Raw genomic sequence first — 18,837 nt, forward strand, 5'->3', positions numbered from 1 at the left:
GGCCGGTCATTTCCACGGGAAAGACGAGCGTGATCCATACCAAGGTCCGATGCCGCGAGATCACCGAGGCCGACGTCGATGCGGTCGCGGACTTGCTGACGCGCGGCTTCGTCGGCCGCTCGCGCAGCTACTGGATCCAGGGCCTGCGCCGGCAAGCCTTCCGACCCGTACCGGACGGCTACCCGCGCTTCGGCTACATGCTCGACAATGATGGTACGCCGGTCGGCGTGCTGTTGCTGATCTATACGGCGCGAAGGGACGGCGACGAGACCGCCATCCAGTGCAATTTGTCGAGCTGGTACGTCGACCCGGCCTACCGCAATTACGCCCCGCTCCTGACCAAGATCGCGCAACGTCACAAGGACGTCACCTATCTCAACATCAGCCCGGCGCCCTGGACCTGGCCGATCATCGAGACGCAGGGCTTTCGCGCCTATTGCCGCGGCATATTCTTTTCCGTCCCTGCGCTGGCGCGCGTCCCACGCTGGAGCAAGATCGAGGTCATCTCGCAGCACGCCAAGACGATCGACGGGCTTTCCGATGCCGAGACCGATCTCTTGACGCGGCATGCGCGCTACAATTGCCTCAGCGTCGTCTGCCGCACGCCGAAAGGAGCGTTCCCCTTCATCCTGCAACCGGTGCGCATCCGCCGTGGCATCATTGCGCCACCCGCGATGAAGCTGATCTACTGCCGCAACGCGGCCGAATACACCGAATGCGCGGGCCGCATCGGCCGGCTGCTGCTGCGGCTCGGCAAGATCGCGGTCGCCGTCGATTCCAACGGCCCGGTTCCCGGCCTCGTCGGCATCTATACCGAGCGTCGCGGCCGCAAATATTTCAAAGGCCCACACCGGCCGCAGCTCGCCGACCTCACGGATACGGAACTCGTGCTGTACGGGCCGTAGGCGCCGTTTGGGCCAGACATTCGATGTCATTAGGGCCTAACGCGCAATTGCGCAGGTCGACCGGCGCGACGCGTGCCTGCACGCCCCTCCACATTCGCACGCATCACTGCGATGCTGGTCACCCTCCGTAAACTACGGCGCTTAAGGGAATTTTCCCGCCTCTTCGCTAGCCTCGGCGACCGAATTACCTTGCGTTAGGTCTATTGCCCGCCGAGACCCCGCCGCCCCATGACGTCGATGCGCGACAACGAGCTTGATGCACGCCGCGAGCAAGGCCCGAAGGCCCTGGTCGGGCTGAGCCAGCTTGCGCTCGACCACATGGAGCAAGGCGTCTGCGTCTACGATGCCGGCAACCGGATCGTGCTGGTCAATCAGCGCTACCTTGCGCTGTTCAACATGTCGGCCGACATCGTGCGGGTCGGCACGACCTACCGCGACGTGCTCGCCCACAGCGTGGCCCTTGGCAATATCCCCGCAGACGAAGTCGACACACTTTATGCCGCGCGCATGGCGCGGATCGCGACCGGCCAGCCGTTCCGGACTGAACAGACGCTTGCAAGCGGCCTCGTCATGGCGCTCGAGCTGAAGCCGTTTCCCGGCGGCGGCTGGATGACGATATGCGACGACGTCAGCCGCCTCGCCCGGGTCGAGGCGGAGCTGCGCGTGCAGACTGAGCGCAGCCAGCACGCGCTCGCCAACATGTCGCACGGGCTGATCATGTACGACGCCGACAGCCGTGTCGTCGTCTGCAACGAACGTTTCCTGAAGCTCTACAATCTCGACGCGGACATCGTGAAGCCGGGCGTCACGCACGGCGCGACCATCGATCATTGGCTTTCGCGCGGCAACCTGCCGGGGATGTCGGCCGACGAATTCCACGACACCAGGCTGGAGGACGTGCGCACCAGGACGACGAAAACCCTGCTGGTGATGCGCTATGACGGACGGATGGTGCAGGTGGTTTCCCGTTTTCTGCCCGACGGCGGCTGGGTGACGGTGCACGAAGACGTCACCGAGCGGCTGCAATACGAGGAGATGCTGAGGCAGCAGAACTTCATGCTCGATGCGGCGCTGGAGAACATGGCGCACGGACTCGCCTTCTACGACAGCGACATGCGCCTGCGCGTCTGCAACACCACCTACCGAAAGATCTATCGGCTGTCGCCGGAGGAAGCCAAGCCAGGCACGCATCTCGGCGAACTGATCGAACGCTCGATGGCAAACGGCGCGTTCTCGTCCGAGTATAGTCCGCAACAACTCCTGGAAGCCGCCAGCGCAAGGATTGCAGACCGCAACTCCTCGCCGATACGCCGGCGGATGTCGAACGACACTACGATCTCGGTGCGCTATTGCGCCCTGGCCGAAGGTGGTTTTGTGTCCACCTACGAGGACATCACCGAACGCGAGCACGCAGTCGAGGAGTTGAGCGAGCAGTATCGACGCTTCGACGCGGCCCTGAACAACATGAGCCAGGGCCTGTGCATGCTCGATTCGAACTTGCGCGTCATTGTCTGCAATCGGCGCTACATCGAAATGTACGGACTGTCGCCCGAATTGGTGAAGCCGGGTGTGTCCATGCGCGAGATCATGGAGCACAGCTGCGAGCTCGGCATCCATCCAAAGACCACCGCCGCGCGGCTCTATGCCGACTATGTCGAGAGGCTGCGCGAGGGCGAGCACACGCTGCACCGCTATTTGGGCGACGGCCGCATCATCAAGCTCAATCACAAGCGAATGGAGCATGGCGGCTGGGTCGTCACCTATGAGGACGTCACCGAACGCCACAAGGCCCAGGCCCGCGTGGCGCACATGGCGCGGCACGATTCGCTCACCGACCTGCCCAATCGCACGCTGTTCCGCGAGAAGATGGGCGAGGGGCTGAACCAGGTCGCGATCGCCGGCGGCGCGATGGCCGTGCTGTGCTTCGACCTCGACAATTTCAAGACCGTCAACGACCGCCTCGGCCACGCGGCCGGCGACCGGCTGTTGCGGTGGGTCGCGGCGCAGCTGCAGGAGAATGTCGGCGAGCACGACACCGTCGCGCGGCTCGGTGGCGACGAGTTCGCGGTTCTCCAGCGCGGACCGCAGCCGCAATCGGCGGAAAGGCTCGCACGCCGCCTGGTGGAGATCATCGGTCACCCGCCGCCGCTGGAGCACCAGTCGATGCATGTCGGCGTCTCGGTCGGCATCGCAATCGCGCCCGATCATGGGCTCGACGCCGACGAGCTGATGAAATGCGCCGACCTCGCGCTGTACCAGGCCAAGGCCAAGGGGTGCGGCGCCTATCAGCTGTTCGAGCCCGAAATGGAGAAAGAGGCTCGCAGCCGGCACGCGCTCGAGCACGATCTGCGCGGCGCGCTGGAGGCCCGTGAATTCCACCTCGCATTCCAGCCGCAGGTGCGGCTCGACACCACCGAACTTACCGGCTTCGAGGCGCTGCTGCGCTGGAAACATCCTTCGCGCGGCCTCGTCTCGCCGGCCGAATTCATTCCGATCGCGGAAGAGACCGGGCTGATCGTTCCGATCGGCGAATGGGTGCTGCGCACGGCCTGCGCGACCGCAGCGACCTGGCCCGATCTCACCGTCGCGGTGAATTTGTCGCCGGTTCAGTTCCGCTCGCGCGGGCTGGTGGCAATGGTCACGAGCGCGCTTGCGGAGGCCGGCCTGCCGCCGCATCGGCTCGAGCTCGAGGTCACCGAGACGGCGCTGCTCGACGACAGCGAGGCGACGATCGAGATCCTGCACCAGCTGCGCGCGTTGGGCGTGCGCGTCAGCCTGGACGATTTCGGCATCGGCTATTCTTCGCTGAGCTATTTGCGCAAGTTTCCGTTCGATCGCATCAAGATCGACCGCTCCTTCGTCGGCACGCTCAGTGAAAGCCCTGAGAGTATGGCGATCGTCCGCACCATCGCCAGCCTCGGCTCGGTGCTCAACGTCGAGACCACGGCGGAGGGTGTCGAGACGATTGAACAACTCGACGCCGTCCGCGAATGCGGCTGCACCGCCGTTCAGGGATATTATTTCGGCAAGCCCTCACCGGCCGCGGAGGTCGTGCGAGTCATCGAGCGCCTGAACACCGTTCGGCGCGTGGCGTAGGGATCCGGCTCAGACTCCTATCCTGCCGCGGGCAGCACGCTGTCCGGCGGCGCGCCCCAGGGGCGATCGGCTGAGGCGAGCCCGATCAGGCGGCCCTGGATGTAGTCGCAGCCCCAGTCGCGCAGCATGTTCGCAGCTTCTTCGTCCTGCACCCATTCGGCCACCGTCTTGATGTCGAGGCGGCGGGCGAGGTCGATCAGGGTCTGCACGAAGGCGCGGTCGTCGGCCGAACGAGTGATGTTCTGCACGAACGCGCCGTCGATCTTCACGATGTCGACGCCGAGCTTGCGCAGATTGCGGAACGAGGTGTAGCCGGCGCCGAAATCATCGATGGCGATGCGACTGCCGAAATTCTTCAGCCGGGTGACGAAGCCGCGCACGTCGTCGATGTCCTGGATCGCGACGGTTTCGGTGATCTCGACGATCAGCCGCTCGGCGACGCCGGGATGGGCACGCATGAGCGATTCGATTCCGGCCCACCAATCCGGATCCATGGTGGTGTCCGGGGAGATGTTGAGGCTGAGGCAGATGTCGGGCGCGGCCGCGAGCTCGGCGACCACGAGCTCGAGCACGCGGTGATCGACCAGGCGGATCAGGCCGAGCCGTTCCGCGACCGGCACGATGTCGGGCGCAAGCAGCACCTGGCCGTCGCCCTGGTCCATTCGCACCAGGCATTCGTGAAAGGCGCACTCGCGCGAGAGGGCAGCGACCACCGGCTCATAAGCGAGCTTGATGCGGCGCTCATTCAGTGCGGTGACAATCTCGTCGGTGACGCGGATGTTGACGCGGCGCTGGGCGTCGCGCGCGGCATCCGGGCGCCAGGTTGCGAACGAGCCAACGCGGCGTTGTTTCGCCGTGTCCAGGGTCTCGTGGGCGCGATTGACGGCTTCATCGGTGTTGCGGGCATAGCGCGGCACGCTGACCGCACCGATCGAGGCGGTGACCGACACCGGCCCGGATTTGGTCGGCACCACCTCGTCGCGGATGCCGGCGAGGAAGCGCTCGGCGGCGACGTTCATGTCGTCGACGGTGCAATTCTTCAGGATCAGGCCGAACTTGTTGCCGGAGAAGCGGCCGAGCACGTCGCCACCGCGCAAGCGCGCGCGAATGCGCGTGGCGACGTCGAGTATCACGGCGTCGGCAACGTCGAAGCCGAAGGCCTCGTTGACACGCGCGAGATGATCGATGCCGACCAGCATGAAGGCCGCGGTCGAGCGGAAACGGGTCGTCTCCTCGATGGCCTCGGCCAGCGCGGCGATCAGATGCGAGCGATTGAGCTCGCCGGTCAGCGGATCGAGCCGGGCCAGCTTCGTCAGTTCCTCGTCGCGGGCGTGGCGTTCATTGTTGATGCGGACGGAGCCGATCGCACGCACCGGGCGGCCGTCGGGGCCGGCGAACCAGCGGCCGGTCTCCTCGATCCAGACCACGGGATCGGCGGCGCTCATGCGCACGCCGTACTCGATCCGGTAGGGGGTGCCGTCGGCGCCGTGCACGGCCGAGGTCTGCGCCAGCGCGGCGGTCCGCAGCGATTGCGCGGGCTCGATCAGCCTGGCGAATTCGGCGCCGGTGGCCAGCCGTTCAGGGGGAATGCCAGGAAAGATGGCGCCGACCTGCTCACCCCAAACGATGGCATCGCTAGCGATGTCCCAGGCGAACACGGCCTGGCCGAGGGCGGCCAGGATGTCGGAGGCTTGCGGCAATGCGGGGGTCAAAATCGCCTCGTTTCGGGACAGCGGGGAGTCCTGAGTCGGCACAGGATAAAGCCAGATTCGCCATTGACCCTAGGCAAAGTTGATAAACAATTTGGAAACCACGTTTCCTCACGCGCAGGAACCAAACCGGCCCGCCCGGCATAGGCCTTGCGAGTACATGACACGCACCGGCGCCAGCGTCTCGAAACGAGACGATCTTCGCCGGGTCAACGGTGATTGCGATGTTGAGTACCGATCGATCGAACGCCTCGGACAACAGCACGGGCTCGGCTCTGGTGCCGCTGATGCCGATTCTGCAGTGGGTCCACAAGGCACCGCTGCCGCGCCCCGATCCCAGCTTCGTCACCCAGCTCATCGCCAATGCCGAGCACCTACCCCAGGCGACCCGGCTCCGCCGCGCGTCTTCCGGGGATGCGCAGGTCGCCTATGGCAGCAAGCGCCCGCTTCCGAGCGTCACCGCGCGCACGCGGCAGGTGGCTTGAATCAGCGCGGCGCGTCGGGAGACGGCTGGGTGCCGTTGCCCGGCTGCAAATGCGGCGAGGGAATTTCCGGCGAAGGCGTACTCACAGGCTTCGGCGCCGGGTGATCCATCAGCACGGATTCGGCGACCGATTGTGCCGTAGGCGCGGGCGGCTCCGCCGGAGCTGGTTGCGGAGCGGGCACTGGCTCGAACTTGGGCTCGAACGTCCCTTCATCTGCCGGCGTCTCGGCCTGACGCCTGGCCTTGCGCGGCGCTGGTGCGGTCTCGGCGACATAAGCCACGCGGCGGCGGGTACGCTGGGCGATGCCGCCGAGGAAATCGGCCATCGCGAGCAGCACCAGAAGGAAATAGGTGGAGTTGCCGAATTTCGGCCACATCACGAATTCGGCCGCAGCCGCGCCGAACACGATCAGTGACAGCAAATGATCCATCAGGAATTTCGAACCGGGCCGCGCGCCCTTGACCACTTCGAGCAGCAGCAGCACGACACCTAGCGCGAGCATCACGTCGGCGAGCGTGACCGGCCAGGCCTCGCCCGTGATCATCGGCACCTTGAACAGCACGTCCGTAAAGGACACGCTCGGCATCAGGAAAGCGATGATGTTGTAGACCGCGAGCGGGATCAGGAGCAGCGGGAAACCGACCATCGGCGAAATGCCTTCTCGATCAAGATATCCAGACAGGACAATGCGGCGGCGAAGCATTAGCTCCGCCGCCGTCACTGTCATATCTCATGGGTTGGCCGAAATCAGGCAGGCCCGATCGTCCTGCCCAAAGAAAGGTCCGAACTCAGGACTCTTTCTTCTTCAGGACCTGACGGCCCTTGTACATGCCGGTCTTGAGGTCGAGATGGTGCGGACGACGGAGCTCGCCGGAATCCTTGTCTTCCACATAGGTCGGCTTCTTGATGGCGTCAGCCGAGCGGCGCATGCCACGGCGCGACGGCGAGGTTTTTCTTCTCGGAACGGCCATTTCAGTATCCTCTAGGGATTGGTGTCATCAGGGCATCGTCCGCGGAGGGACGGCTCAGCACCCGCAAACCGAGGCGAGCTGAATGCCGGTCAAGGCCGGGCTTATAGAGGAAGGCCTGCCTTAAATCTAGGGCTCTGGGGCCGGAAAATGCGCCCGAAAAGGACCCGAAATCAGCGATTCTCCCGCCAGCAGGTCGAAAGCGAGCTGGCCTGCGCCCTCGCCACATAGGTCCCGGCCAGCCGCCGGACACCCGGTCCCGGCGTCCTGGCGCTGCGTTTGACCGGATTCGGCAGGATCGAGGCCAGAAGCGCCGCATCCCGGGGGGAGAGGTTCGCCGCCGACTTGCCGAAAGCATAGGCGCTGGCCGCCTCGGCCCCAAACTGGCCCTGTGGTCCCAGTTCGGCGATGTTGAGGTAAATCTCCAGGATACGTGCCTTCGGCAGGACGAGATCGATCCACAGCGCCAACGGAAATTCCAGCGCCTTGCGGACGAAGTCCCGCCCCTGCCAGAGGAACAAGTTTTTCGCCACCTGCTGGGTGATGGTGGAAGCGCCCCGGAACGGGGTGCCGTCCTCCTTCGCATCGTCGATCGCCTCACGCAGCGCACCCCAGTCGATGCCGTGATGCTTGCAGAAATGGGCGTCCTCGGCTGCCACCACCGAGCGTGGCAGCGAGGGCGACATCGCCGCCAGATCGATCCATGCCCGCTGCATCGGCGCACCCCGAAGCGAGCGCCAGACCATCAGCGCCGAAACGGGATGGCCGGCACGGTAGAACGGCGCGATGAAATAGGGCGCGAGAGCCGCGACCGCGAGCACCAGGAGAAGGGTTTTGACGACGCGCAAATCAACCTTTCCGGCGCAGAACGAAACGCGGCCACGGGCCCGGCATTAAGTCTGTGATAATTCGGGCCTTTTCCAGCACTTTTTAGGCCTTCCAAACGATTGACTGAGGCGGGCGCATAAAGGATTGTCCCGCCGAATTTTAGTTCTGGAGCCCTTCTTGATGACCGGCACGTCCCCGTCCGATTTCGCCAAACGTCTGGACAAGACCGCTGATGACACCGAGGCCCTGCTCGGGCGCCTGCTGTCGGACGACATCCTGCACGATGAGATCGCCCGTCCCAAGCGACTGATGGACGCAATGCGCTATTCGAGCCTCAATGGCGGCAAGCGCTTGCGGCCGTTCCTGGTGGTCGAAAGCGCGGCCGTGTTCGGCGTGTCGCGCGAAGCCGCACTGCTCGCCGGTGCGGCGCTCGAATGCATCCACTGCTATTCGCTGATCCACGACGATCTGCCGGCGATGGACAATTCGGACCTGCGCCGCGGGCGCCCGACCCTGCACAAGAAGACCGACGACGCGACCGCGATCCTCGCGGGCGACGGCCTGTTGACGCTCGCCTTCGACATCATCACCCGCGACGAGATCCATCGCGACGCCAATGTGCGGCTCCTGCTGACGCGCGCACTGGCGCGCTGCGCCGGCATCGGCGGCATGGTCGGCGGCCAGATTCTCGACCTCGCCGGCGAAGGCCGCTTTGGCGGCAACGAGCCGATCGACGTCGCCCGCATTCAGCAGATGAAGACCGGCGCGCTGCTGCGCTACGGCTGCGTCGCCGGCGCGATCCTCGGCCAGGCCTCACAAAAGGAATATCAGGCGCTCGACGATTACGGCCGCGCGCTCGGCGAAGCCTTCCAGATCGCCGACGACCTGCTCGACGTCGAAGGCGATGCCGCCGCGCTCGGCAAGCCTGCCGGCGCTGATGCAGCGCTCGGCAAGACCACCTTCGTCACCCAGCTCGGCATCGAAGGCGCCAAGCAGCGCGTGCGCGACCTGCTCGCGCGCGCCGACAGCGCCGTGTCGATCTTCGGCGAACGGGCCGCCGTGCTGCAAGCGGCTGCGCGGTTCGTGGCCGAACGGAAGAGCTGATAGCGCGATGGCGGGCGGCAGCAAGGAAGACCCCGCCCTCGCCCGCTTTCGCAAGATGTCGCGGCCGATGCGGCTGATTTATGCGCGTCCGCGGACGTTCATGTCGCTTGCTGTTGGTATTCTCGTCTGCCTGCTCATCCCGGGTTCGCACCGGCTGGTCACGCGGCTTCTGTTCGGCTGGGATGCGTTGATCGCCGTTTATCTGGTGCTGGTCTACGCGATGATGCTATGCAACGACCACCAGCACATCCGCCGCGCCGCAGCGATGCAGGACGATGGCCGCTTCGTGATCCTGCTGGTGACGGCGATCGGCGCCTTCGCCAGCATCGCCGCGATCGTCTCCGAGCTTGGAACGCCGCATCGCGGCGTCCTGGAGCTGAGCATCGCAATCACCACCATCGTGTTGTCGTGGGCCGCCGTGCACACGATCTTCGCCCTGCATTACGCGCATGATTATTACCGGCACGCCACGCCGGGCGGCCTTCAGTTTCCCAGCGGCGACAAGGAAGACCACGCGGATTATTGGGACTTCGTCTATTTCTCGTTCGTGATCGGCATGACCGCGCAGGTCTCCGACGTCGGCATCTCCGACAAGACCATCCGCCGCACCGCGACCGCGCACGGCATCGTCTCATTCATCTACAATACGGCCTTGCTGGCGCTGACGGTCAACATCGCGGCGAGCGCGATCTCGACGTAGTCGTCGTCCTGGCGAAAGCCAGGACCCATTGCCACCGGCCGTGGTTTTGCGAAGACTGGTGGTTGGCTCCTCGGCGCCGCAACTTCTCCCTGGGGTAATGGGTCCTGGCTTTCGCCAGGACGACATTGGGAGTTAATTACACACCTCGGCATTGGCATCGTTGCCGGGGCCGCCGCCGCCGCGATATTCGAGATGGCAGCCGCGGTTGACCGGACGGCAGCCGGCGCTATTGCAGAATAGCTGTCCGCCGCTCGAGCGGCGGCTGGCGCCAGCGGCAGCAGCGATGCCCGCAGCGCCACCAAAGCCGCCGGCCGCTCCGGCAGCCTCACCGCCGGCTTGACGACGCTGCCGCGCGGGACGCTCGTCGCCATCGTCACGCTTTGCGGTCGCAGGCTTGGCGGTCGCAGGCTTGGCGGCACGCTGCTTCTCGCACTCGTTGTCGTCGTTGACCGCATAACCATCACGGCAGACGATCTTGGTGCATTTGTCGCCGTCGGTCTTGAAGCCGTGCTCGCAAACCAGCGGACAGACGCGCGACTGCTTCGACTTGACCGTGTCGAGCGCATCGGTGCTCGCCACCTTCACGTCGAGCTTGGTGCCGGCATAACGGTTGAACTGCGACAACGAGCGCTGCGCGGACGCGGTCCAGTTGCCGTCGGCGGCGCCGGAGAAGCAGCCGACGCGGCCGAGTTCGGTCTGCACCGAGCGGCTGAGATCGGCCGGCGCGGTGGCCGGCGTCAGCGACGCGACGTTTGTGCCGGCGGGGCTCGCCGTGGTGGCTGGCGCCGCACTCGGCGCCGCGGCGGCGAGATTGACGCGCTGCTGCTCGGCGGCGGCCGCCTGCTGCTGCGCCTGCTCCTTGGCCCTTTGCGCCGCAAGCTGTACCTGCTCGGCGGCCTTCGCATCGGCGACTGCCTTGGCCTGCGTATCCTTCTGCGCGCCAAGTGCGGCAAGACGATCGCGCTCGGCCTCGGCCTGCTTCGCCTTCTCGGTGGCCGCCGCATGAGCCTGCTCGGCGCCGATTTTTTCGAGCTGAAGCTTGGCAAGGCTCGCATAGAAGCCGTCGGAATGCTGGGCAAGGAACGCCTCCCATGCCGGCCTGTTGCCGACCTGGAGCGCGAGTTCGTAATCGCGGCGGATGTCGGCTTGCGGGTTCGGCGCGGGCGCGGCGGGAGCCGCAGCCGTCACCTTGACCGGCACCAGCGGCACGTCCTCGCCGCCGAGCGAGCCATAGACGAACGGCTCCTGCTTGTTACCTGTCGACTTGAGCACGTCGTCGCGCACGAAGCCGAAGGCGCGGCGGACGTCGAGGCCCGGCGTCGTCAGATGCTTGGACAGCGCCACGGTGAAGGGGCTGTTCGCACCGTCGCCATCCTGCGCCGTGAAGCCGGCCTTGGCCGAATAGGCGATCAGCGTGTTGGGGCTGGTCGGCTCGACCTGGGCGAGGCCGCGGCCGATGCCGCGCGACGCGACCGTGCGCTTCATGGTCTTGCCGAACGGATTGTCACGGCAGGCGTCCAGGATCACCAGGCGAAGCTGCTTGGCCGGTTCGACCGCGACCAGGACGCGGTCGAGGGAGAGCGCCTCGTCAAAGACGTCGGTGTCACGCTCCAGCTTGGCGTCGACAGGGATCAGATAGTTCGAGCCTTCGACCTCGATGCCGTGGCCGGCATAATAGACCACGGCGATATCGGCATCGCGGGTCCCGTCGGCAAATTCGCGCAGCACGCGTCGGGTTTCCTGCGCCGTCAGGTCGTGCCGGGAATCGACGATGTCGAACCCGGCCTCCTTCAGCGTCCGGGCCATCACCGAACCGTCATTGACGGGGTTCGTCAGCGACGGCGCATGCTGGTAGGCGGAGTTGGCGATCACCAGCGCGACGCGCTTTCCGGCGAAAGCGGGCCCGGTGCCGAATAGCAGCGCGACGGCGAGGAGAAGGGGGCAAAGTCTGAGCAATTTGCGCATGACACGACTTCCGGGTTCAGGGCCGTTCGAGCCCCTTTGGGACGGCTTTAGCAGGGTCCGTCGCGGACGCTTGTGACGGAGGTCACGAAGGTGGTGCCAGCGGCAGGCCGAAAGGCCCCTTTTGTTTGTCGCGCCAGTCCGGCCGCGGTTCGCCGAGAAACGAGTGCACAGCAGATTCCCTCAGGCATCTCCCACGTGGCCCCGATATTGCGGCAGATTATCCGTAATCTCGTGCCAAGGCGCCTTCGAGCCCACGAAAATGTGGGCGCTCGGTCGGATCGAGGGGGCATCGACCAGGGTTCCCATGGCGACATGGACCCATTTTCCCTCGCGCACCCGGGAATAAAGCAGCGAGCCGCAGCGGGCGCAGTGGGCGTCATGGGTGGTGTCGTCGCCGTAGATGGTGCGCTGGTTCTCGCCGCTGACGATGCGGAGCTTGCCCTGCTCGATACCGGCGAACGGCTTGAAGGCGGCGCCGGTGGTGCGGCGGCAATCCGAGCAGTGGCAGTTCATCGCATAAGAGAACGCGTCCGCCACCTCGTAGCGCACGGCGCGGCAGTAGCATTCGCCGACCAGGATACGAGCGTTCGAATTCTCTGATCCGGTCATCACAGTGTCCTCGCGCAAATGGTACGCACTCCCATAGCGCATTTTGACGTGTACGACTAAGTTCGCCCCGAGCCATCATTCAAAGGGATGACCCATGAGCCAGAACCGTTCGAGTGTCGAAGCCGTCGTGCAATCCTATTTCGACGGACTTTATGAGGGCGATGCCGAAAAGCTCGGCGCCATCTTCCATCCCTCCGCCGATTTGCGCTGGGTCGAGAAGGGTGAGCTGCAGGTGCTGACCGTGCCGGACTGGCTCGACCGCGTGCGCAAGCGTCCCTCCGGCAAGGCCGAAGGCAAGCCGCGCGAGGATTTCATCGTCACGATCGACCGTTCCGACGACAAGACCGCCTTCATCAAGGTCCGATGCCAACTGCCGCCGCGTTTTTTCACGGACTATCTGGTGGCGATGAAGCTCGCCGACGGCTGGCAGATCGTATCGAAGTCTTATCGGTATGATCTGCGGGAGTGAGGGGGGCCTAATCTTCCGCTGCCCGAAATCGGGCGCACTCGTCCCACATCCTCCGTCGTTGCGAGCGCAGCGAAGCAATCCAGAGTCTTTCCGCGGAGGCAGACTGGATTGCTTCGCTGCGCTCGCAATGATGATGCGGATGGAGTGCATGCCGCATCTCCACCCCGCCCGCCTCGCTCAAAAGGTTCCCCATGCTTCTCGACCGCCGTTCGCTGCTTGCCTCGCTGTGCTGGATTGCCGCCTCTCCCGCGCTCGCCGCGGACGCGCTACCTGAACTCGAAGCCTATGAGCGCGAGAGCGGCGGCCGGATCGGGGTCTATGCCGAGAACCTCGCGACCGGCGCGAAGCTCGCATGGCGCGCCGACGAACGGTTCGTCATGTGCTCGACATTCAAGGCTTCGCTCGCGGCCTGCGTACTGGCGCGGGTCGATCGTGGCGAGGATCAGCTTGCGGCCATGATCCCGTACGGCAAGGCCGACCTGCTGGAGTACGCACCGGTCGCCAAGCAAAACATTGCCGCCGGCGCAATGTCGGTCACCGAGATGTGCAAGGCGATCGTCGAGCTCAGCGACAACACCTGCGCCAATTTGCTGCTGGCGCGGATCGGCGGTCCCGCCGCACTCACCGCGTTCTGGCGGTCGCTCGGCGACACCACCTCACGGCTCGACCACAACGAGCCCGAGCTCAACCGCTCACCGCCCGGCGATCCCCGCGACACCACGACGCCGGCGGCGATGGCAGGCAATCTGCGCCGGCTTGTGACGGGCGAGGCGCTGTCGGCGACCTCGCGTGCGCAGCTCACGGACTGGCTGGTGGGTTGCAAGACCGGCGCGAACCGGCTGCGCGGCGGGCTTCCCGCAAGCTGGAAGATCGGCGACAAGACCGGCAACAACGGCAAGGACGCCTCGGGCGACATCGCGGTGGCCTGGCCCAAGCCCGATACGAAACCCGATGCCCCGATCCTGATCGCGGCCTATACCCAGGGCGGCACGCCGAGCGCGGCACAGATCGAAGCCGTGTTCGCACGCATCGGGCACATCGTGGCCGAGCGGCTGGCGTAAGCCGCACGCATTGACCTTGCGGCCGCTTCCGGGTGAAGACAGATCATCATGGAAGCGAAATTTCAGACCTTTCTCATCCTACTCGCCGTGCTGGCGGGCACCGCGCTTGTCGCCCGCCGCTTCAACATCGCGCCTGCCATTCTGCTGATGCTCTCCGGCGTCGGCCTCGCCTTCGTGCCGGGCATGCCACCGGTCGAACTACCGCCGGAACTGGTGCTACTGATGGTGCTGCCGCCGCTGATCTATTCGGCGAGCGTGGCGATGAGCTGGCGCGAATTCAAAAAGAATCTTCGCCCCATTGTGATGCTCGCGGTCGGCGCGGTGATCTTCACCACAGCACTGGTCGCAACCGCCACCCACTATTTGATCGGCCTGCCCTGGACGATCGGCTTCCTGCTCGGCGCCATCGTCGCGCCGCCCGACGTGGTGGCGCCGCTCGCGATCGCGCGCCGGCTGCATCTGCCGCGCAGGCTCATGGTCATTCTCGAAGGCGAAGGGCTCGCGAATGACGCCACCGCGCTGATCCTCTATCGGTTCGCGCTCGCCGCAATCATGGTCGGGCATTTCTCGCTGCCTCTGGCAGGCGGCGAGTTCCTGCTCATCGTCGCCGGGGAGATCGCCTTCGGCATTGGTGTCGGCTGGCTCTCCCTGCGTTTCCGCAAATGGTCGGGGGATCCGCAGGTCGAGCTGACGCTGTCGCTGATCACGCCCTACGTGTCCTATTGGCTGCCCGAACATCTCGGAGGCTCCGGCGTGATCGCCACCGTTGCCTGTGGCCTCTATGTGAGCTGGAACGGCCCGCTGCTGATCTCGGCATCGACGCGCCTGCAAGGAATCTTCTTCTGGGACCTCGTGATCTATCTGATTGAGGGCTTGCTGTTCCTGCTCACCGGATTCCAGATGCGCGCGCTCTACGAGAAGTCGAAAGCGTTCCCGCTCGACGACATCATGATTGCGACCGCCGTGGTGCTGGCGGTCGTCGTGATCGCACGCTTCGCCTGGCTCTATCCCGCGACCTATCTGCCACGAATGCTCAGCAAGTCGCTGCGTGCGCGCGATCCGTCACCGCCATGGCAATGGCCGTTCGTGCTTGCGTTCACCGGCGTGCGCGGCGCGGTGTCGCTGGCGGCGGCACTGGCGCTGCCGTTCACGCTGCCGGGCGGCGAGGCCTTTCCGTTTCGCGACCTGATCCTGTTCGTTGCCTTCGGTGTCATCTTCATCACGCTGATCGGCGTCGGCCTCACACTGCCCCCGGTGGTGCGTTGGCTCGGTGTCGCGGACGCCGGCCGCAGCGAGCATGCCGCCGAGCACGAGTCCGAGATCGCGGCACGGCGCCAGGCCCTCGATGCCGCCCTGACGTCGCTCGATGCGCTGACCGAGGAGAAGGACGTGTCGGACGAGGTGATGCGGCTCCTGCGCGCCCGCCACGAGATCCGGGTCAACCAGCTGCCCGATTCGCTCGATCCCACCCACCACGACGTCTCCGCCGCAGGTACCGCGCTGACCCGCGACCTGATCGCCGCCGAGCGCAAATTCATCCATGACCTGCTGCGCGACGGCCAGATCACCGACGAGACGCGCCGGAGGATCGAGCGGGATCTGGACCTGGAGGAGGCGAGTTTGGCAAACCGGGAGTACCGGGGAGGGCCGCTGTAGATTCCCGTCATTGCTGGCGGTGCAAACTACCGCCTCTCGCAAAATTCCCTCATCGCCACCGCCACGGCGCCCGCAATGATCTCCTGACGCTCCGGCGAGTTCATCGCCATTTCCTCGTCGCGGTTGATGATGGAGCCCGCTTCGAGCAGCACTGCGGCGCTACGGGTTTGCGAGAGCACGACGAGCCCGTCATAGCGGTAGACGCCGACATCCTTGTCGAGCAATTGGCGCCGGTAGCGGCCCATCACCGGCAGGCTGTATTGGCTGGCATAATGCAGGTCCTGCTCTTTCAACTGCCTGCCGATCATCCGGGCCAGCATCAAGCTTGCGGCGAAGTGCGGATTCCGCTCCGACACAAACAGAGAGTGGCCCGAAAAGCGGTCACTGAAATAGCTGTTCGCGCCGTCGAACTCCCAGGTCTCGATCAGCTTGTCCGGCACCGAATCGTGATGGATCGACAGGAAGAGATCGGCCCGGGCACCATTCGCGGTGCTGACGCGTTTGAGCAGGCTCGGCCGGGCCTTGCCGTCCGTGACGAGCAGCCGGGTCGCGGCAAAGCCTTCGGCCTTGAGCTTCGCCGTGATCAGACTTGCAAGCCGGAAGTTGAAGCCGAACTCGGTGTCGTTGCGTGCGCTCAACGCGCCGTAGGAGTCCGGGGTGTGCCCGACATCCACGACGATCCGGAATTTCGACATCTCACACTTGACCGGCGCGTGCGGCGGCTTGGGTTTCGCGATTTTCCGCGCGATCGCAGCATGGCCCTCACCTGCAGGCGCCAGCGACCATAGCAAGATCGACGCGACGAGCGTGGAGACGAGACTTGCAAGGATGCTGCGCGGCTGCCCCAAGTGCTACTCCGCTGCCGCTGTTCGCGGCCGGCCGACAAAGCCTGTGACGTCGCCGAAACGCTCCAGCATCACCGCGGAAAGGTCCTTGGCCTTGCTGGTGACGCAGGCGCCCGAGCGCACGGCGTAGCGATCCTGATGCGCGACCTGCGGCGGCGGCTCGCCCTGCTGAAGCGCTCGCGCCAGTTCCATCACGACTTTCCGGAAATGCATGATACCGAGATCGGTCGGACCGAGATGCTCGCGGGTGCGATCGGCGATGGGACCCTGGCTATCCTGTACGGCCGCGTCCTGTTCGGATACACCCTTGATGCCGGTGTAGCTCCTGGTTTTCTGCAGCTTGCGATCAATCAGATAGTCATTGCCGTTGTGGCGCAGCGGCACGTAATCGTCGCCGACCTCCGCGATCACGCCATTGCCGCGGTCAAAGGCGTCACGCTCGGCTTGCGTCAGCGGCCGCTCCGGATTCCAGGCATAGGTGTAGATCCAGCAATTGGTGTCGGTGACGGGCACGAAGGTCTGGCCAAAGATGTTCTCGCCCGGCATCGCGCTCGGGGCATAGGCGTGGAACGGCATCAGAAACTGCGCAATGCGCCAGTAGATGTCATCGCGGCCCGTGAGCCGCCCGCCGGCGATGGTGAGGCCCGCCGCGTGCGGAGCGATCTTGATCACAGGGCGCGGATCCTCCGCGATCCAGCGCATGTGATCGCTCGACATCCGCGCGATCGGATTCACGAAATGCTTCTTGATATCCAAAATCTCGTTCTCCTCCTTGTCGAAGGAGAGATGGGCGAAGGTGAAATGTGCGGTGTCGATCGAGCCTTCCAGCGCCTGCACCCAGTTGCAGTCCTGCCATTTCTTGCTGACGTAGCGGTGCGAGGCCGGCAGCAGCGCCATTTCGAGATCCGGCAGCTCGGGCATCGCATCCGCGGGACCCATATAGGCCCAGATCATCTCGCCCCATTCGCGCGCCGGATAGGATTTGATGCGGATGAGATCCTTGGCGTTGAGATCGGGATAGGAGGTCGGCATGTCGACGCACCTCCCGTCGGTGTCGAACTTCCAGCCGTGATAGACGCAGCGGATGCCGCATTCCTCGTTGCGCCCGAGCCAGAGATTGGCGCCGCGATGCGGGCAGTACTGATCGATTAATCCGACAACGCCGCGCGTATCGCGGAAGGCGAGCAGCTCCTCGCCGAGAACGATGATCTTCTTCGGCTCGCCGTCCAGTTCGGGAAGTTCTTCGGACAGAAGAACGGGAATCCAGAACCGGCGCAACAATTCGCCCATGCCCGTTCCCGGGCCCGACTCGGTCAGGAATTTGTTGTCCTCGGCGCGGAGCATGGAAAATCCTCCCGACGGTCTTTGTTTTCGGCAAGATTGGCGCGGACGCGGGAAGACGTCAACGCGGAAGCGGTGCGCAGGCGGATTAAACCGGCCGCTCCCCCTTCACCGTCACCCGTGTGCCTGAGCGCGTATGCGGCCAGTAGTCCCACATCGCACGGTGCTGGGTGCAGCGGTTGTCCCAGAAGGCGATGGCATTCTGGGTCCAGCGGAAGCGGCACTGGAACAGCGGGTTCTCGGCGTGCTGGTAGAGATAGGCCAGCATCGCATCGCTCTCGTCGCGCGGGATTCCGTTGATGTGGCGGGTGAAGCCGCGGTTGACGTAGAGCGCCTTCCTGCCCGTGACCGGATGTGTGCGCACCACGGGATGCTCGGCACTCGGATAGGAGGGACGGTCGACGACGCCGTAATTGGCGTAGAGCCCGCGATAGATCGGCTCGCCGTCATGCAACGCAGTCAGCCCGTCGAGATAGGCCTTCATCCGGTCCGACAGCGCCTCGTAGGCGGCGTACATGTTGGCGAACAGCGTGTCGCCGCCACGCGGCGGGCACTGCTTGATGTAGAGGATCGAGCCCATCGGCGGCTCGAGATCGCAGGACACGTCGGAATGCCAGCCCTCGCCGTTGGCGCGCGGCGAATTCGCATCCGCATAGATCTTCATCAGCGCCGGGTCTTCATCCTCATGCGGCGCGGCGGGATGAAAATGCAGCTCGCCGAACTTGCGGCCGAAGGCGAGATGCTGTTGTGGCGTGATGGTCTGGTCGCGGAAGAAGATGACGAGGTTTTCGGCAAGCGCGCGGTGGACCTCGTCGATCTGCCGGTTGGAGCGCGCATCGTCGGAAACGAGCTTGCCGATGTCGACGCCGGAGATTTCCGCGCCGATGATGGGCGTGAGCTTTTCGACCCGAAGCGTCTCGTAAGGCACGCCGTCGTCCGTAGCGTGGCGATAGCGCGGGCCCTGCTTGCCGGCGAGTGAGCTCATGGCGTGTCTCCCGATCGCTCTTGATTGGGGACATCGTAGCCCGGATGGAGCGAAGCGCAATCCGGGTTGAGTTCGTCAGCTTGCGAGAACCCGGATTTCGCTGCGCTCCAT

The 18,837-nt window shown here is 65.0% G+C and carries 17 protein-coding genes; 8 read left to right on the forward strand and 9 right to left on the reverse strand.

Translation table 11 applies throughout. From position 1 onward, the window contains the following. Positions 1-29: 29 nt before the first annotated feature. Together AC0L3A_RS15145 and AC0L3A_RS15150 are read left to right on the forward strand one after the other, a co-directional pair. Positions 30-905 carry an acyl-CoA acyltransferase gene (locus tag AC0L3A_RS15145; protein WP_473254665.1) on the forward strand — a complete coding sequence of 292 codons (876 nt, stop codon included), beginning with the start codon at positions 30-32 and terminating at the stop codon, positions 903-905. A gap of 228 nt (positions 906-1,133) precedes the next feature. After that, positions 1,134-4,001 (forward strand): PAS-domain containing protein, encoded by a 2,868-nt coding sequence (locus tag AC0L3A_RS15150; RefSeq protein WP_473254666.1) that lies wholly within the window; start codon positions 1,134-1,136, stop codon positions 3,999-4,001. 17 nt (positions 4,002-4,018) lie between these two features. Here the strand turns inward: AC0L3A_RS15150 and AC0L3A_RS15155 are convergent, their stop codons facing one another. Next, on the reverse strand, positions 4,019-5,713 hold the full coding sequence (locus AC0L3A_RS15155) for a bifunctional diguanylate cyclase/phosphodiesterase (protein ID WP_354166592.1): 1,695 nt from the start codon (positions 5,711-5,713) through the stop codon (positions 4,019-4,021). 221 nt (positions 5,714-5,934) lie between these two features. Here AC0L3A_RS15155 and AC0L3A_RS15160 point away from each other — a divergent pair, with 221 nt between their 5' ends. After that, positions 5,935-6,195 (forward strand): hypothetical protein, encoded by a 261-nt coding sequence (locus tag AC0L3A_RS15160; protein WP_007598104.1) that lies wholly within the window; start codon positions 5,935-5,937, stop codon positions 6,193-6,195. A gap of 1 nt (position 6,196) precedes the next feature. Here AC0L3A_RS15160 and AC0L3A_RS15165 read toward each other — a convergent pair whose 3' ends face one another. The 3 genes from AC0L3A_RS15165 to mtgA form a co-directional block, all read right to left on the reverse strand. After that, positions 6,197-6,841, reverse strand: a complete 645-nt coding sequence (locus tag AC0L3A_RS15165; RefSeq protein WP_007598105.1) for a hypothetical protein — start codon at positions 6,839-6,841, stop codon at positions 6,197-6,199. A gap of 142 nt (positions 6,842-6,983) precedes the next feature. Further along, positions 6,984-7,166: a 50S ribosomal protein L32 gene (gene rpmF / locus AC0L3A_RS15170; protein ID WP_007598106.1), complete on the reverse strand. Its 183-nt coding sequence runs from the start codon at positions 7,164-7,166 to the stop codon at positions 6,984-6,986. 170 nt (positions 7,167-7,336) lie between these two features. Further along, a complete protein-coding gene (mtgA, locus tag AC0L3A_RS15175; protein ID WP_473254668.1) occupies positions 7,337-8,011 on the reverse strand; it encodes a monofunctional biosynthetic peptidoglycan transglycosylase in 675 nt (224 codons plus the stop codon). A gap of 160 nt (positions 8,012-8,171) precedes the next feature. On the opposite strand from mtgA, the gene AC0L3A_RS15180 reads away from it, so the two are divergent. Continuing rightward, on the forward strand, positions 8,172-9,095 hold the full coding sequence (locus AC0L3A_RS15180) for a polyprenyl synthetase family protein (protein WP_007598109.1): 924 nt from the start codon (positions 8,172-8,174) through the stop codon (positions 9,093-9,095). 7 nt (positions 9,096-9,102) lie between these two features. Further along, the gene (locus AC0L3A_RS15185; RefSeq protein ID WP_007598111.1) at positions 9,103-9,795 is read left to right on the forward strand and encodes a DUF1345 domain-containing protein; all 693 of its coding nucleotides are present in this window, start codon (positions 9,103-9,105) and stop codon (positions 9,793-9,795) included. 132 nt (positions 9,796-9,927) lie between these two features. Here AC0L3A_RS15185 and AC0L3A_RS15190 read toward each other — a convergent pair whose 3' ends face one another. Together AC0L3A_RS15190 and AC0L3A_RS15195 are read right to left on the reverse strand one after the other, a co-directional pair. Next, a complete protein-coding gene (locus AC0L3A_RS15190; RefSeq protein WP_007598113.1) occupies positions 9,928-11,760 on the reverse strand; it encodes a caspase family protein in 1,833 nt (610 codons plus the stop codon). A gap of 180 nt (positions 11,761-11,940) precedes the next feature. Next, positions 11,941-12,369 carry a GFA family protein gene (locus AC0L3A_RS15195; RefSeq protein ID WP_007598114.1) on the reverse strand — a complete coding sequence of 143 codons (429 nt, stop codon included), beginning with the start codon at positions 12,367-12,369 and terminating at the stop codon, positions 11,941-11,943. A 94-nt stretch (positions 12,370-12,463) separates the two neighbouring features. Between AC0L3A_RS15195 and AC0L3A_RS15200 the strand changes: the two genes are divergently transcribed. The 3 genes from AC0L3A_RS15200 (at position 12,464) to AC0L3A_RS15210 (ending at position 15,555) form a co-directional block, all read left to right on the forward strand. After that, positions 12,464-12,838: a nuclear transport factor 2 family protein gene (locus AC0L3A_RS15200; protein ID WP_007598116.1), complete on the forward strand. Its 375-nt coding sequence runs from the start codon at positions 12,464-12,466 to the stop codon at positions 12,836-12,838. Between the two features lie 191 nt (positions 12,839-13,029). Beyond that, positions 13,030-13,899, forward strand: coding sequence for a class A beta-lactamase (gene bla / locus AC0L3A_RS15205; protein WP_007598118.1), 870 nt, complete (start codon positions 13,030-13,032; stop codon positions 13,897-13,899). A 48-nt stretch (positions 13,900-13,947) separates the two neighbouring features. Next, positions 13,948-15,555 (forward strand): Na+/H+ antiporter, encoded by a 1,608-nt coding sequence (locus tag AC0L3A_RS15210; RefSeq protein ID WP_007598122.1) that lies wholly within the window; start codon positions 13,948-13,950, stop codon positions 15,553-15,555. A gap of 26 nt (positions 15,556-15,581) precedes the next feature. On the opposite strand, the gene AC0L3A_RS15215 is transcribed toward AC0L3A_RS15210, so the two are convergent. From AC0L3A_RS15215 to AC0L3A_RS15225, 3 genes are all read right to left on the reverse strand, one after another. Beyond that, positions 15,582-16,403, reverse strand: coding sequence for an N-acetylmuramoyl-L-alanine amidase (locus AC0L3A_RS15215; RefSeq protein WP_007598123.1), 822 nt, complete (start codon positions 16,401-16,403; stop codon positions 15,582-15,584). Positions 16,404-16,406: 3 nt separating this feature from the next. Then, a complete protein-coding gene (locus AC0L3A_RS15220) occupies positions 16,407-17,744 on the reverse strand; it encodes a Rieske 2Fe-2S domain-containing protein (protein ID WP_007598124.1) in 1,338 nt (445 codons plus the stop codon). Between the two features lie 85 nt (positions 17,745-17,829). Next, positions 17,830-18,726, reverse strand: coding sequence for a TauD/TfdA dioxygenase family protein (locus tag AC0L3A_RS15225; protein ID WP_007598126.1), 897 nt, complete (start codon positions 18,724-18,726; stop codon positions 17,830-17,832). Positions 18,727-18,837 lie beyond the last annotated feature (111 nt).

The organism is Bradyrhizobium sp. MI1.3, from assembly GCF_055811695.1.